The organism is Psychrobacter sp. R86515, assembly GCF_042466315.1.
Classification (GTDB): Bacteria; Pseudomonadota; Gammaproteobacteria; order Pseudomonadales; family Moraxellaceae; genus Psychrobacter.
Window position 1 is genome coordinate 972,399 of sequence record NZ_JAXHCC010000001.1, and the last position, 15,812, is coordinate 988,210.

Here is a 15,812-nt window from a genome sequence, read left to right on the forward strand (position 1 = left end):
GGCCATTTGGTTAGATGTAGAGTGCTTGCTACGGAGCTATGTAAAAGAGGGTATGGCGTGATTATGATTGGCCCACCTCTTAGCTTAAAAGATAAAACTGACGAAACCAATTTTCTTGAATGGATTCCCAGAGAGAGTTGGTTAAGCTCTGAAAGTGAAGCTGACTTTCATCTTAGTGTTTTGAAAAAATACAATTCAAAGCATATTATTATTGATGATTATCGATCTGATGGAGAACATCAGAAAAGATTGCGCGAAGAAAATGTAAGGATCGTTCAGCAATATGATGCTAGTAAAAAGCAAAATTTTGCGGCTAATCTGGTAGTAAACGGTAGCCCACATGAAAGAGCGGAATTCTATAAAAAAGATGTTTTGTATAATGATGTAGAGTTTTTATTAGGTCCTAAATATTGCATACTGCGACCAATATTCTTTAATGATGAGCTCAAAGAATGCCATAAGCAAAAAAGAATCTTGATGACATTTGGTGGCGGTAGTGATAGAGGTGTTATTCTCTACATTTTAAAAAACTTCTATCAAATTATTGCAGACAATAATTGGAAATTAACCATAGTAGTTAGTGATAAGAATGAAAATATTGGAGACATATCTAATTGGATAAACTCAAAGGGCTCTAAAGATATTGAGCTTATGATCAGTCCTGAAAATATGGCAGAAATAATGTCTACCTGTAGTTTTGCAGTTTTAGGTGGTGGAACTACTATATTTGAGGCTGCCTATCTAGGTATTCCGGCACTATTAATACCTATTGCTGATAACCAAATAAATCAATGTATAGGTTGGGATGAGCTGGGCGGTATGACATATGTTTCAAACTTTAATGAACTTGATGATGCTAAGTTTGCAGAGAATCTAAAAAGCTTCTTGAGTGAGCCTAGCCTAATTGAATCACATAGACAAAATCTAAAAACTATTATTGATGAGCATGGCTATGAAAGAATACTCGATAAGCTGTTGAACGATGAGTAACAGTGAATTTCCAACATCTTTGAAAGGTGATAATCATTCTATATTTGTCAGACCAAGTTCATCAAAGTTAGTTATTTTCTTTGCTGCAATTAATATGAAAGAAAATCAATTTAATTTTTGGCAACTAGGCAGAGAAATTGATGAGAATGTCATTTTTGTAAACGATCCTTCTAATCAATGGTACTTAAATGGTATTCCAAGCTTAGGAGCAAGTTTGGATCAGACAATACTATGTCTTAAAAAATGGATAAATCATTTAGATGTCAAAGAGGTGTATACTGTTGGAACTAGTATGGGTGGTCATGCATCCATTCACTATGGGATAGAATTAGATGCCAATATACTATCATTTCCAGCTGAGATTATATTGGGAGAGCCGTATTCTAGAAGCATTCAAAACTTGGAGCAGGATATAGTAAAGAAAAATTTTCTATTAGAAAAAATAGCCAATTTTGATAGAACGATACATATGATAATCGGTGAATCTACACCTAAAGACCTGATTAATGCAGGTTATATAAGGGGTTTTGAAAACGTTAAAGTTTACTCATTATTAGGAACGGATCATTACGTACCTTCTGTGATTTCACGTTCTAGTAAGCTATACACATTGTTGATGAATTTTGTCTCTACGGGTATGGTTCAAAAGGAGCTGTTTTCGAACTCAGGAAATTTCAATCTATACGATGATGAGTTGTTTGCCGATCTTGCTGAAGCATATCAGAATTTTGGTTCTGCTAATTTCGAAAAGGCCATCTTTTATGCCAAAAGAATACTCACTAGGTTTCCCGCTTTCGAAAGTGCGTTGTATATAATTGGAGACAGTTATTTACAGAAGGAGGAGTATCAATTAGCAACGAATTATCTGGCGAGAGCAATCATATTAGCTCCTAATAATGCAGACTATTTATTTAAGTATTCACATGCTATTAGAATGCTAGGTGATAAGAAGAGTAGTCTACATATTTTAGATACTTTGATTCAAAAATTCCCAAACTATGCTAGAGCTTATTATGCTAGAGGTAATATGCAAATAGAAGAGGGTAATGAGTTGCAGGCTCTAGAATCATTTAAGCTAGCATTCTCACTAAATAATAAGAATGAAAAATTTGAAAAAAGATATTATGTACTACGTCGCAAACTAGAATGATTGTCTAAAATTTAATCAGCAGCTGATACACAAATAGCCGAGTACCCTAAACAAAAGCTCTTATTATATTAAGGTAAAATTATAAATATAGTGTATGTATATCCTTGTTTTTATTAGTAAAAGAGCATTATCTTTATTCTGCATCATTTATAAAATGTAAGAATTATTTTCAACTTTCATAATGTAATAAAAGGAAAACTTAGAATGAATACAGTACCAAAGGCTGATATTTCTGACAGTCATATAGTTAGACTTGATAAAATCCAAGCTAGAGATAAGCCAAACCCACGATGGAGTACACATTTCAAAAATAATCTATTAACGACAACAAAAAAGCCCATTTTTAGCAAGAACGATAGTATCTTTGCTGTTGGTAGTTGTTTTGCAGAACGCATACGTACAGCGTTGAATGGTCAAGGTTTTGAAGTTGGGCCCCCAATGCAAAATATTGTAATGGATACGGAACGTTTTAAGATTGATCGTCTTCCTAGTCGTCCTCATATGGATTATTTCAATAGCTTCACTGTACGTCAAGAATTTGAACGACATATCGGAGAATGGAAGCAAGCGGATGATGACTACTGGACTATTAATAAAGATCCATATTGGGGTGGTAACAGGGTATATCAAGACCCTTATCGTCGTATGGTAATAGGGCGTACACCCGAGGACCTTCGAGAAGCGGTATCTCACTGCAACAATGCTATTGATGAAGGTATTAGAAAAGCGGATTTGTTTATCATAACTTTTGGTATGGCAGAAGTTTTCCGAAACCTCTCTAGTGGAAAAATTGCTTGTCAAAAGCCTGGCTACTCAGGTGGTGCAGGAGAGATTGAAACAGAATTTCATATGTCTACTTTCTCTGAAAATTACGATAATCTGAAAAGAATCACTGAAATCATTAAAGCGGTTAGACCAAATGCCCAGATTGTTTTCACATTATCTCCAGTTAGTTTAGCTCGTACCTTCTCTGATAACGACATTTTAGTCGCAAACTCTGAAGGTAAAGGAATTTTGCGAGCAGCAATTGGACAAATTGCTAGAGAGTATGAACAAGTTTCATATTTTCCATCATATGAGATTGTTATGCACAACGCTCCTGAGAGTTTCCGTGAGGATGATGGCCGTCATGTTTCAGATTGGGTTGTTAAACGCATTGTCGATGCATTTGTTGAAACGCATACAGACTCAAATTGATCGGTTCAATTACAAGGATTACTGATGTATCAGCCAATTGATAAGTTACTAATTGAAGCTCGAGATTATAGTGTTAGACTTGAGGCTAGCGCTGCCCAAGATTTATCAATGAATCTTGATAATTATCTTAGCCCTTCTTGGACAGTACGTAAAGTGCTTGAAGGCTATGAGCGCTATGCCAAGACAGGTACCAATGATGAACTGACTTATATGCGTTTTCGAGAAGCTTTTAGTGAAACTGAAGGTCGTAGTAATCGTGTATTCAGTAATGTGATTGCTGATCATATCGGTAAGACAGAATATGACTTTTCGCAGACTATTTTTGGTGAAGACGTGGACGCTGCTAACACTGTTAAAACTGGTCTTTATCATCTTAAGCACTATGGCTTTTACAAAACAAAGCTTCAAGTACCAATTGAAATAGTTGAAAGCCTGAAAAATAAAGTTTTGAATAGCATGGAAGCTGACCATGGAAGTGATGTTGGAAAGGCTATTTTTGGAACGGACGATGCTCCTTTGCAAATTAAAGGAAAGCACGGTCCATTAACTACGTTTGAAGAAATGTATGAAATTTCAAGTGACCCTATATTGTTAGCAATGGTTCAAGAGTATATGGGTGTACCGCCAATTTTCAATACTCCTGTCGCTTTCTTAAATTCGGCCCGTAAAGTCAAGTCACAAAGAGAACTTTCAGATACGGCACAGCTCTACCACCATGATATGCATCGCTTGCAGTTTGTGAAACTTTTCATATATTTAACGGATGTAGATATGGAGTCTGGTCCACATACATTGATTCCGGGTACACACCGTAATAGACCCTCAGAAATGTGGTCAGATGGTCGGCATACAGATGGCGCAGTAATCAAGTCAGGGCTAATGGATAATGAGGTTAATATTGTTGGTCCAGCAGGAACAGTTTTTTTAGTAGATACAAGTGCGCTACATAAAGGGGCTAACCCGATCAGTAATCATCGTTTGATGGCACAGGTTCAATATACCAATTCCCTATTTGGCAGACCTTGGCCTGAAACAGAGCGGAAGATTTCTCGTGTTGCAACAAGTGAAAATAGAACATTAAATCAAGCTGCTGATCTAGTTCGAAGATATGCACAGCGATCAGGTGTCCGTTTCATGCAGAACTATATTTAATTAATATTTTATAACTTTATAATGTCAGGTCAGCTTTTGCTGGCCTGAATTTTTAGGGTAAGTTAAAGGTTTAACTATTTGTAAGTGTTCTTATTTATTGGGGGGATTACCGTATGACTGTAGACATTTTACGAGTTTTATTTATAGAAATTACTTAATAGGTTTTCAATGGTATTATATCGCTTAACCAGAAAATTAGTATTAAATCCAAAGCAGTTCTTTATTGACTTTATCAATAATCGCAAACACCTTAAAGTAGACCCAAAAAAAACTGTATTTGCTTTTAATATTAAAGAGTGGAAACGACCTTATTTAGAGAAATTTTATCCAAATAAAACAATTGTATATATTCCTTTAAACTTGAATGGGTCTTTACTTAAAAGAAAGTATCTGCCTCATATTATCGATAATAATATTGAGGTTTTGGTTTGGGGTATGACTTTACCTGAAGTCATTAGAGACAGTAGTGCAAAAATTACATATGTCGAAGATGGTTTTATACGTTCAATAGGTTTGGGTTCTGAGCATACTCCACCTATGTCATTAAATTTTGATTCCAAAACAATCTACTTTAATGCACAACAAGTATCAGAGTTGGAAGATATCCTCAATAATTATGACTTTGCCTCAGATTTAGAGTTGTTAGCCCGTGCTAAACGACTAAAAAGCACACTATTAAATACTGGCATAAGCAAGTACAACCATAGTTCTGATGTTGACATAAATAGTATCTATGGAGAAAAAACTAAAAAACGGGTTTTAGTTCTTGGACAAGTTGAGGATGATGCATCTATAAAATATGGTTGCGCAAGCCCGATTACAAACAATGACTTAGTACGTTTAGCAGTAAGTGAAAATCCTTCTTCTCAAGTTATCTACAAACCTCATCCAGATGTCTTACTTCAAAAGCGTAAAATGCTTTCAGACCCAAAGGAGGTCGCCGATATCTGTGAGGTATTAGTAGATGATATTCCACTTGCACAGTCATTAGAAACAATTGATCATGTGTATACGATAACCTCTCAAGCAGGGTTTGAGGCGCTACTAAGGAACATATCAGTTACAACTTTCGGTTGTCCTTTTTATTCTGGTTGGGGTGTCACCGATGATCGTCAGCCAAACTTGCGGCGGAAAGTAAAGCGAACAGTTGAAGAGATTCTTGCTGCTGCCTATATCCTGTATCCTAAATATTTTGATTTTGATAAAAATGAAACAGTTGAAGTAGAAGACGTTATTAAAAAGTTATTGGCTGAGAAAGTGGCTTGTTCTGATCTTGAAGGCTAAGAAGTAGGAAGTTCAAGCGATATTTTAGTTAGGGCTTATTGGAGTTATTATTACTTTTAAAATAATGATATTCTTTTGAAAGATAAAACTTTTCTTAACAAGGTGCTGTATTTATATGATTGGACCTAACAACATCACTCACGCCGTTATTCCTGTCGCAGGCTTTGGTACACGTATGCTGCCATTGTCAAAATCTGTGCCAAAAGAGTTGTTACCGCTTGGTAATCGTCCTGCTATTCATTACGTGGTCGAAGAGGCCATCGCTGCGGGTATCAAGCATATTGTCTTGGTCGGTCATGCGCAAAAGAGCGCGATTGAAAACTATTTTGATATCAATGCAGAGTTAGACAATCAATTACGTCATAAAGGCAAAGATGAGTTGGCTGATAGCTTAAACTGGTTGCCAGAAGATGTGACTGTGTCGATGATACGTCAAGGTAAGGCGTTAGGTTTGGGACATGCAGTACTGGCAGCGCGACCAATCATTGGTGAGCATGACTTTGCCGTATTATTGCCTGATGTCGTACTTGATCCATTTACCACTGATATGTCTGCTGATAATTTGGCCTTTATGCTAGATGCCTTTGCTACAGATGGTCACTCACAGATATTGGTCGATCAAGTAGCGGATGAAGACGTACATAAATACGGTATTGCTCAACTAGATGAAAAGCTAAGTGACACTAATGAGATTGATGAAGAAGTAAATACTAATGTCAGCTTTAAAGTGGCTGGTTTTGTAGAAAAGCCCAATCTAGATGATGCTCCTTCAAATCTGGCTGTGGTAGGGCGCTATGTATTTAGTAACCATATCTTTGATTACTTAGCCAATACGAAAGCATCTGTCGGTGGTGAGATTCAGCTGACAGATGCGATTGACGCGCTCATTAGTGAATATGGTGTCCATGTCACGACCATGCGTGGTGATAGCTACGATGCAGGCAGTATGCGCTCGTATATGCAGGCATTCATCTACTTTGCCGAGCAGCAATTAGCAGATGATGAGTAGCTGATGAATGAGATAAAGGGCGACAAGACATATAGCAGTGCTCGACATTCTAAATACTGGCAGCAACTACAGACGCTTGCAAAACATCCATGGTCGCTTGCACAGCTATTCTCGCAAGATGATTATCGCGCTAAGCATTTTAGCGTGCAGGCTGGTGCGCTGTATATGGATTTTAGTAAGCAGCGTATCGATCAGGCAGTATTATCTAACTTACTGAGTTTGGCTGATAGTTGTGAGCTAGATGCTCGTATTGATTCGTTACTACAAGGGGCGATGGTAAATACCAGCGAGCAGCGTGCTGCATTGCACACAGCATTACGATTGCCAGCGACAGCGACATTACAAGTCGATGGACAAAATATCGTCGCTGATGTACATCATAGTTTGTCACAAGTAGCGCGCCTATCTGAGCGCGTGCGCAATGGTATATGGCGCGGGTTTTCTGGCAAGGCAATTACAGATGTTGTCAATATTGGGGTTGGCGGTTCTGATCTAGGCCCACTCATGGCGACTACGGCGCTTGATGAATGGGCGGATACCAGTATTGAGGTGCATTTTGTCTCTAATATGGACGGTACTCAGCTTGATAATTTGCTTAAGCATTTAAACCCTGAAACCACGCTATTTATTATCTCTTCCAAATCCTTTGGTACGGTTGACACATTATCAAATGCTAAGACAGCATTATCTTGGCTACTTGCAACGGCAAAGCTCCGTGCAGGTACAGAAGATAGTGTATTGCGTCGGCATTTTATTGGCATTTCAGCCAATAGTGAAAAAATGAGTGCTTGGGGAATTCATCCTGAGCATCAGTTGCAGCTTTGGGAGTGGGTCGGCGGTCGCTTTTCTTTATGGTCAGCGATTGGCCTTGCTATTGCTATTCGTATCGGTATGAATGGCTTTAAGGCTTTGTTAAGCGGTGCTCATAGTATGGATGAGCATTTTGCACAGGCTGATTTTGCTGATAATTTACCAGTATTGCTAGGCTTGCTGGCTGTTTGGAATAGTACTTTTTTACAAGTAAATGCACACACCGTATTGCCTTATGACGGTCGATTGGGATATTTACCCAGCTATTTAACCCAGCTAGAGATGGAGAGTAATGGCAAGTCAGTTACTCGGAATGGGGATCATATTGACTATGATACGTGTCCAATTCTATGGGGTGAAATTGGCTCAAATGCGCAACATGCATTCTATCAGCTGCTGCATCAAGGCACGCAGCAGGTCTCCTGTGACTTTATCGCTTGCGTACGTCGCTACGGTGATGAGGCGCGAAACTCATCATTGCAACAACAGCACGAATTGTCTTTAGCGAATTGTCTGGCGCAAAGTCGAGTATTGGCATTTGGCAATGCGGCTGTAACAGATCTGGCCGATCCAAAGACAGTATCTCATGCGGATAAATATAAGTACTACCATGGGAATCAACCGTCAACCACATTACTGATTGATGAGCTGACGCCGCATAGCTTAGGCGCATTGATAGCGCTTTACGAGCATAAGGTCTATGTCATGGCCAGCATTTGGGATATCAATCCGTTTGATCAATGGGGCGTTGAGATGGGCAAGCAAATGGCAGACTCCGTACACCATGCTATGCAGCACATGCAAAAAGATGCTCAAGGTCTATTCGATACATCTACTGACCAATTATTACAGCGTATTAAGCAGCTGTCTTAGTAGTATTGATACGTCAATAATATAGGAAAGCACGCTCATGGAGACGGCTTTAGATGGTAGCCATATGAATAAATACAATAATGAATCTGAACCAAACCAATTAACTGACTCTACAGTTTGTGTGCTTATTGGTCACAGTATAGAGGCGATTACCAGTGCAGTGGTGCTGGCAAGTCTTGGTCAGTGTGTGCATCTTTATGCAGACAAGGCGCTACTGACGCAGCAGATACAACAGTATAGTTTTGAGCATCATCTGCAAGCGCTATGGCAAATGTATGAGCAGCAGCAGGTTATTATTAGTAAAGCCCTACCAGCTAGTGCCGATATGCTAATAAAAGGTTATGAAGCAGTAGGCTATGACAAAACTGATGTTCAAAGTACGGTGACGCTTTATTGGTTGTTTTTAGACAGTGTCAAGCTAGCATGGACAGAAGACAGTTGGATTACCGCATTTAATCAAAGTCATCAGCAGGCGCTACCTGTGATTATGAGCGGCATTGAGCAATTAGGCCATGTAGCCGGTTTGGCTCAGCGTTTACAGCGTGCTTGGGTCTATTACGTGCCATTTGTATTCTTACAAGATGGCGATGCGTATAGCTCGATGTTGAACCCTTCATTATGGCTACTGGGTGAAAAGACAGTGAGTAGCAGCCAGCACTTGAATGTGTTGAAGCCTTTAATGCAGCACGCACGCGCGACTCATCATGCGGATATCGCAACGATAGAGTTTGCCCGTAGCAGCATCATGGCGATGCTAGCGACTAGAGTGAGCTTTATGAATGAGATGTCACGTTTGGCTGATAGTCAAAATGTTGATATCAGTCAAGTCAGTCGCATTATGGGATTGGATGAGCGGGTAGGCAGTAGTTATCTAAAAGCAGGGTGGGGCTTCGGTGGTAATACTTTGCCCACTGAGCTGGCTAAATTGCAACAATCAAGCCGTACACACAGTTTAGATATGCCTTTATTACAATCTATCGTGCATATTAATGAAGATCAGAAAGAACTGATATTCCGTAAGTTTTGGCAATATTTTGATGGTTTTATCGATAATAAAACAGTCATGATTTGGGGCGGTAGTTATAAGTCAGGCTCAGGACGTACTGCTGGCTCAGCTATTCATCCGTTATTAGCATTACTATGGTCTTATAATATTCGCACACTGGTTTATAGTGACAAGGCACAGCACGAGCTTGCCGAGCTTTATCAGCAACAGCCATTGCTTGAGCTGATTACTAGTCCCTATCAACAGCTTTGCGATACCCATGCTATTTTCATCATTAGTTGGTCACCGCGAGATCAATTAGATATTGGCAAAATCAATCAACAAGCCATGCCTGTATTTGATGCGCAAAATGCCCTGACACGCTCGCAAATTAATAGCTTAGTAGGTGACTATATGGGTATTGGTCGAACTAAATAGTTTGATTTAAGGTTTTCTGTGTATAGAAAAAAGGCTCGCTAATACTCATTGGCGAGCCTTTTTCGACTGACAATCAGAATGATTTTTACTGGGTTAATGACTTTATGCTGGTACGGCACCTTGCGTTGCTAGCCATTGCTGAATTTCTTGAGTTTTAGCAGCCAGTAACGGTTGATCACCGCGACTTTCGATATTCAATCTGATAAGCGGTTCGGTATTCGATGCTCGCAAATTAAAGCGCCACTCTCCAAAGTTAAGAATTAAACCATCAAGTGTTGATTTAACTGGTTGCTCGTTGCTGAATTTGGCTTCAATCGCGCTAATAATTGTCGGTGCGTCATAGGTTGTGAGACGAAAGTTTAATTCGCCTGAGCTAGGATAGGCGGCAATATAGCCTGTGACCAATTCTGATAAGGTTTTACCAGTGATAGACAACAGCTCAATGGTCAATAACCATGGAATCATGCCACTATCGCAATAGAAGAAGTCGCGGAAGTAGTGATGGGCAGACATTTCACCACCGTACACAGCACCTGAGTCACGCATGACTTGCTTGATAAATGAGTGTCCAGATTTACTAATGACCGCCTTGCCGTTATGTTCCTCTATCACTGCTTCGGTGTTATAAATCACTCGTGGATCATAGACGATTGATTCACTCGGGTATTTATTTAAAAAAGCTTGAGCGAGCATGCCGACGATATAGCTACCATCGATAAATTCGCCACGTTCATCGAATAGGAAGCAGCGATCAAAGTCACCATCAAAGGCAATGCCAAGGTCAGCATTGTTTTCCAAAACGGCTTTCTGGGTAGCCACTCTATTGGCTTCAATCATTGGATTGGGGATGCCATTAGGGAAGCTACCATCTGGTGTATGATGCAATTTAATCACTTCAATCGGTGCATCTACTTGTGCTAATTTATCAACTAATAAATCGACCACAGGACCTGCACTACCATTGCCTGAATTAACGACCAGTTTAAGTGCTTTTAGTTTATCAGTATCGATAAAAGTCATGACATGATCGATGTACGCGCTTTTATTCGTCAATAACTGCAATTTGCCTGATTGGTTGTCCGTAGTGAATTGCCCAGATTCTGCCAGTGCTTGAATCTCTGCCAGCCCATCATCGGCGCTGATTGGTTTTGAATGTTCTTTAACCAGTTTTAAACCATTATAGTTGATAGGGTTGTGACTGGCAGTTACCTCAATACCACCTAACGCCTGATAGTGACTGGTGGCAAAATATACTTCTTCAGTACCACTCATACCCAAGTCGATCACATCAACGCCTGCATCCATCATACCTATGATAGCAGCCTGTTTTAACTGCTCACTAGAGTGGCGAATATCACTACCAATAACGATAGCAGGTTTTAGAGTTGCTATATCATCGACTTGATTTTGAGCCGCTGCCTGATAACGCTGATATAAAATCTGTGCAAACGCGCGCCCGATACGGTAGGCAATCTCTTCATCGAGATTGACCCCAAGCTCACCGCGAATATCATAGGCCTTAAATGAGCTGATAGTAATAGGGTCGAATGTCGCAGCTAGTTGATAGTTGGTGGTCGCAGAAGTGGACATAATGATAAAGTTCCTCGCGCATGAGCAGTGGTAAAATGAAGTCGTCAGTAGCACAATTATAAGCCAAGCTGTGTTCAATGATACACTAACTATTAGACGAATCAGCAAACAACACATAAAACGATAAGAGCCGCCCTTATGAGTATTTCAGACAATAAAATTACCGTGCCTAAGCCTGTACAAGGAACGCCAGACGCCACTGGCCAGCTTGATGATTTGTTAGCGTTGATGGCACGACTAAGAGCAGACTGTCCGTGGGACAAAAAGCAAACCAATCATAGTCTTATTCCTTATGCCATCGAAGAGGCTTATGAGCTAGGCGAAGCGGTACAAAGCGACGATAATGAGGACATCAAAGGTGAGCTTGGCGATGTGCTGCTGCAAGTGGTGTTTCATTGTCAGATGTATGCGGAGCAGGGGCGCTTTGATATGAGTGATGTCATTACCACTTTACAAGAAAAACTGGTTCGCCGTCATCCGCATGTGTTTGAAGCCGAAACGCTCAAAGACGATGCGGCAGTAAAAGTACGCTGGGACGAAATCAAGCTTGAGGAGCAGCAGGCACGCGAAGCACGTGGTAAATCAAAGCGTCGCTTAGATCAAGTCAAAGCGGGTAGCGCATTGATGCAGGCGCAAGATGTACAAAAGCAAGCGTCAAAGTTGGGTTTTGATTGGGAAGGTATTGCAGGGGCAGTGGATAAGCTAGATGAAGAGATTGCCGAGCTAAAACATGAGCTAACAGATAAGTCTACAGCTGAGGTTAAAGCTAACATCAGAGAGGTCGAAAAAGAATTAGGCGACTGTATGTTTGCGCTGGTCAATGTTGCACGTAAACTAAACCTTGATGCAGAAGCGGCTACCTTAACCTGTGTGCACAAGTTTAAATCTCGCTTTGGTTATATTGAGAAGCAACTAGAACTCGCTGGCAAGCAGTTAGAGGACAGCGACTTAACTGAAATGGATGCACTGTGGGAAGCGGCGAAACAACATGAACGCTCATCGTAAATTTTCATTTGCCAGCTTACTGACGACCACCGCTTTTAGTCTCCTATTGTCTGTGGTCGCACTCAGTAATGCGAATGCAGACCCTTGTTTTGACGACCCTAAACGTGCTTATGAGTATTTGATCGCGAAAGAAACAGCTGTTACACAAGCGCGTGAGCAGAAAGTTATCAATATCAATCGAGCCAATGAAGGCGAGCTGGTTTCGTTAGATGGTATCAGTAGCAGTAAAGCGCAGGCGATAATTTTATATCGTGATATGTTTGGCGATTTTAAGACAGTGGATGAGTTAGCAAAAGTGAAAGGTATCGGTGCAAAAACGGTCGAGAAAAACCAAAGACGTTTAAGCGTGCGCGATTAATGAGGGTGTTTTGCATTAATTAACCCCAATATTGACAAAATAGCATGTAAGTAAATGTCATAACACCCCCAGTAGGTCCAAAATTTGTTAAACTAGCGGGTACATCCGCCTGATAAACGCTGTGTTATTCAGGGGTAGTTAAAGAATACCGGCGAGGAGTAGATGCATGGCCGAGCGTGCCGCCAAGCAGTTAGAACTGAACAAATCTGAATTACCCAATTCCATTACTGAAGTGATTGCCACATTGACCCGTGCTGGGTTTGATGCGTATATCGTCGGTGGTGGTGTGCGCGATACTTTATTAGGTCTGCGCCCGAAAGACTTTGATGCCGTCACCGATGCCAAGCCACATGAGATTAAAGATGTCTTTGGTAAGCGCTGCCGCATTATCGGTCGCCGCTTCCAGTTAGCGCATGTATATTCAGGTCGCGAGTTAATTGAAGTTGCTACTTTCCGTGGTCCACCAACCAGTGATGCCAATACCAATCAAGACGGTATGATTCTGCGCGACAATGTTTGGGGCGATATTCAACAAGATTTCTCCCGTCGCGATTTCTCTATTAATGCGCTTTATTATCAACCGCTCAAAGGCATCGTCCATGATTTCTGCGGCGCGCTTGATGATATTGATAACAGAATCATTCGTCTATTGGGCAATGCGCCAGTACGTATCGAAGAAGATCCTGTGCGCTTGTTACGTGCCTTACGTTTCAAAGCCAAGTTGGGTTTTGAGTTTGATGAAGCGTTGTCTGCTCAATTTAATGATGGGAACTGGGCGCTGCTTGAGCAAATATCACCGCATCGTCTCTATGATGAAACGCAAAAGATGTTTACCGGTGGCTATCTAGTACCCCTATTGCCATTATTGTTTGAATCAGGTGCGATTGATAGTCTCATTATCTATCCACCGTCTGAGCCAAGTGCTTTAGTCAATCAGGTAGCTATCAACACCGATAAGCGTATTGCAGCGGGCAAGAGTATCAACCCTGCGTTCTTCTATGCTGCCTTACTGTGGGAAAATTACCTGCATCAATTGGCAAAAGCCAAGAAGCGTAATATGCCGTTTGCCGAAGCGCAAATGCATGCGGCTGGTAAAGTCATTGACCGTCAGCGTATCAAAACCGCTATTCCGAAATTTGCTGAGCAATTTATCCGTGATATCTGGATATTGCAGCCGAAACTTGCAGCCCCGCGTAGCAAACAAATCGTTCAGCTATCAGAGCATCCGCGTTTCCGTGCGGGCTTTGACTTTTTATTGTTGCGTGAGCAATGTGGCGATGCAGAGCATCCGCTATCAGAGTCAACCAACGATATGGGTGACTGGTGGCAGACGTATCAAACCTTGTCTGAACAAGAGCAGCAGCAGGCGATTGATGAATTTGACGAAAATATTCGCCGAGGTGCTTATAAAAAAGGGCAACGTGGGCGCGGACGTAATCGTCAAGAATCAAAAACACAGACTACTGATAACGCAACACCTAATCAGAACAGTACAAAGCAAAACAAAGCCGATGACCGTCCTGAAAAAGGTAGAAATGATCAAACAATGGTAAATGATTCGTCAAATATTCCAGCCCGCCGCCGCCGCGCTGCCAGCCAAACTAAAGCTGGCCGCACTGACAGCGGAAGACAAAACGTGCAGCAACAAGTAGAGCAAGACAATAACGAGCTTGCTCAGCTACAGCAGTTGTCTCTTGCTAATAACAAACAATCGGCAAGTCAACAGGCAAAGCCTAAGCCGTTATTTGTTATAGAGCACGAGAACGTAGTGCCACCATTGCAGAAGCAACTGTCAGCTGATGATACATCGAAGCGCAGCAAAGCACCTGTACGAAAGCCAGCATCAACCAATCAAAATGCACCAAAACAAGTGGCTAAAGCTGAGCGCGTAGATAGTAGCACTCAGCCGTCTAATGCTAACCAGCCAGAAGCTCAAGCGTCAGCTAGTCAGGCTAGACCAGCTCGCTCAATCGCAAGATCACCTGCGTTAGTCAGTATGAATAACGAGCCGATCCCGCACAAGCGTCGCCGTCGTCAACCTACTGTAGATAGTGCGAGCAATATCGAAGTACAAGGCAGTAATAATTCGAAGGGCAGTAATGGCAAAGCACAGCCAGCAGCGAAGTATGCGAAAAAAGCGCCTAAACCTGCAGTTGAATCGACTGATAAAAGCGATACTAAAAGTGTAAAGGAAGTAGCTAGCAAGGCAGTAGATAGCAAAGACGCTACAAAAACCGCTGCACCTGCGAGAGCCAAGAAATCGGTGAAAGCAACTACTACAAAGGCTACTAAAGCGAAGCAAGATACGAGCGATCAGATACCTGCTATAAAAGTAACTGATAACAAAGGCCCTGTACCATCGAAGCGCCGCCGCCGTCAGCCTAGTACTGAAAGTGCATAATATGAATAACAGTACAGATAATAGTAACTGGGTTACCTGTTATGTGGGCTTGGGTAGCAACCTCGCTAATGAGCTAGGTTCGCCTGCCGATCATTTGCAGCAGGCACTTGCAGTAATGCGAGCACATGAGCAGGTACGTGAAGTAAGTGTCTCTTCTTTTTATGCTTCAGCACCGATGGGTCCGCAAGATCAGCCAGATTTTGTTAATGCAGTAGCTGGTTTTGAAACGACACTTACCCCTTATGAGCTGCTTGCTTTTTGTCAGCAGTTAGAGAGCATGGCCAAGCGGGCACGTTTGCGTCGTTGGGGTGAACGTAGTCTAGATGTTGATATTTTGCTATATGGCGAGACGCAGATTACTGATCCAACACTGACAATACCGCATGCTGGCTTAGGTGAGCGCAATTTTGTCTTAATACCACTGCGAGAGTTGGCACCAAACTTAACCATCGCAGGTAAGTCGATAGGTGACTATTCCCAAAGTCGCGATTGGACAGGTTTAACATTATTATCAAGCGATTGATTATAAGTAATTGATGCTAAGTGATAGACATTAAATGTTTGAAAGAT

13 protein-coding genes are annotated in these 15,812 nt (G+C 41.3%); 12 read left to right on the plus strand and 1 reads right to left on the minus strand.

Annotation, left to right across the window (positions count from 1 at the left end; all coding sequences use genetic code 11):
- Nucleotides 1-63 precede the first annotated feature (63 nt).
- From SJY28_RS04115 to SJY28_RS04150, 8 genes are all read left to right on the plus strand, one after another.
- Entirely contained in the window at nucleotides 64-990 is a 927-nt protein-coding gene (locus tag SJY28_RS04115) for a hypothetical protein (RefSeq protein ID WP_379543528.1), read from the plus strand.
- Entirely contained in the window at nucleotides 983-2,140 is a 1,158-nt protein-coding gene (locus tag SJY28_RS04120) for a tetratricopeptide repeat protein (RefSeq protein WP_379543529.1), read from the plus strand. Before SJY28_RS04115 ends, SJY28_RS04120 begins: the two co-directional genes overlap by 8 nt.
- 204 nt (nucleotides 2,141-2,344) lie before the next feature.
- Nucleotides 2,345-3,337 (plus strand): GSCFA domain-containing protein, encoded by a 993-nt coding sequence (locus SJY28_RS04125; RefSeq protein ID WP_379543530.1) that lies wholly within the window; start codon nucleotides 2,345-2,347, stop codon nucleotides 3,335-3,337.
- Between the two features lie 24 nt (nucleotides 3,338-3,361).
- Nucleotides 3,362-4,489 carry a phytanoyl-CoA dioxygenase family protein gene (locus SJY28_RS04130; RefSeq protein WP_379543531.1) on the plus strand — a complete coding sequence of 376 codons (1,128 nt, stop codon included), beginning with the start codon at nucleotides 3,362-3,364 and terminating at the stop codon, nucleotides 4,487-4,489.
- Nucleotides 4,490-4,657: 168 nt separating this feature from the next.
- Complete coding sequence (locus tag SJY28_RS04135; protein WP_379543532.1) at nucleotides 4,658-5,773, plus strand: hypothetical protein; 1,116 nt, start codon at nucleotides 4,658-4,660, stop codon at nucleotides 5,771-5,773.
- A gap of 115 nt (nucleotides 5,774-5,888) precedes the next feature.
- Nucleotides 5,889-6,782: a UTP--glucose-1-phosphate uridylyltransferase gene (locus SJY28_RS04140; RefSeq protein WP_102078662.1), complete on the plus strand. Its 894-nt coding sequence runs from the start codon at nucleotides 5,889-5,891 to the stop codon at nucleotides 6,780-6,782.
- 3 nt (nucleotides 6,783-6,785) lie between these two features.
- The gene (gene pgi, locus SJY28_RS04145) at nucleotides 6,786-8,465 is read left to right on the plus strand and encodes a glucose-6-phosphate isomerase (RefSeq protein ID WP_379543533.1); all 1,680 of its coding nucleotides are present in this window, start codon (nucleotides 6,786-6,788) and stop codon (nucleotides 8,463-8,465) included.
- A gap of 64 nt (nucleotides 8,466-8,529) precedes the next feature.
- The gene (locus SJY28_RS04150) at nucleotides 8,530-9,888 is read left to right on the plus strand and encodes a UDP-glucose/GDP-mannose dehydrogenase family protein (protein ID WP_379544918.1); all 1,359 of its coding nucleotides are present in this window, start codon (nucleotides 8,530-8,532) and stop codon (nucleotides 9,886-9,888) included.
- 102 nt (nucleotides 9,889-9,990) lie between these two features.
- On the opposite strand, the gene SJY28_RS04155 is transcribed toward SJY28_RS04150, so the two are convergent.
- Entirely contained in the window at nucleotides 9,991-11,478 is a 1,488-nt protein-coding gene (locus tag SJY28_RS04155) for a phosphomannomutase CpsG (RefSeq protein WP_379543534.1), read from the minus strand.
- Nucleotides 11,479-11,616: 138 nt separating this feature from the next.
- Here SJY28_RS04155 and mazG point away from each other — a divergent pair, with 138 nt between their 5' ends.
- From mazG to folK, 4 genes are all read left to right on the plus strand, one after another.
- Nucleotides 11,617-12,483, plus strand: coding sequence for a nucleoside triphosphate pyrophosphohydrolase (mazG, locus tag SJY28_RS04160; RefSeq protein ID WP_379543535.1), 867 nt, complete (start codon nucleotides 11,617-11,619; stop codon nucleotides 12,481-12,483).
- Nucleotides 12,467-12,841 (plus strand): ComEA family DNA-binding protein, encoded by a 375-nt coding sequence (locus tag SJY28_RS04165; protein WP_379543536.1) that lies wholly within the window; start codon nucleotides 12,467-12,469, stop codon nucleotides 12,839-12,841. Before mazG ends, SJY28_RS04165 begins: the two co-directional genes overlap by 17 nt.
- Nucleotides 12,842-13,007: 166 nt before the next feature.
- Complete coding sequence (pcnB, locus tag SJY28_RS04170) at nucleotides 13,008-15,242, plus strand: polynucleotide adenylyltransferase PcnB (protein WP_379543537.1); 2,235 nt, start codon at nucleotides 13,008-13,010, stop codon at nucleotides 15,240-15,242.
- Nucleotide 15,243: 1 nt separating this feature from the next.
- On the plus strand, nucleotides 15,244-15,765 hold the full coding sequence (folK, locus tag SJY28_RS04175; protein WP_379543538.1) for a 2-amino-4-hydroxy-6-hydroxymethyldihydropteridine diphosphokinase: 522 nt from the start codon (nucleotides 15,244-15,246) through the stop codon (nucleotides 15,763-15,765).
- Nucleotides 15,766-15,812 lie beyond the last annotated feature (47 nt).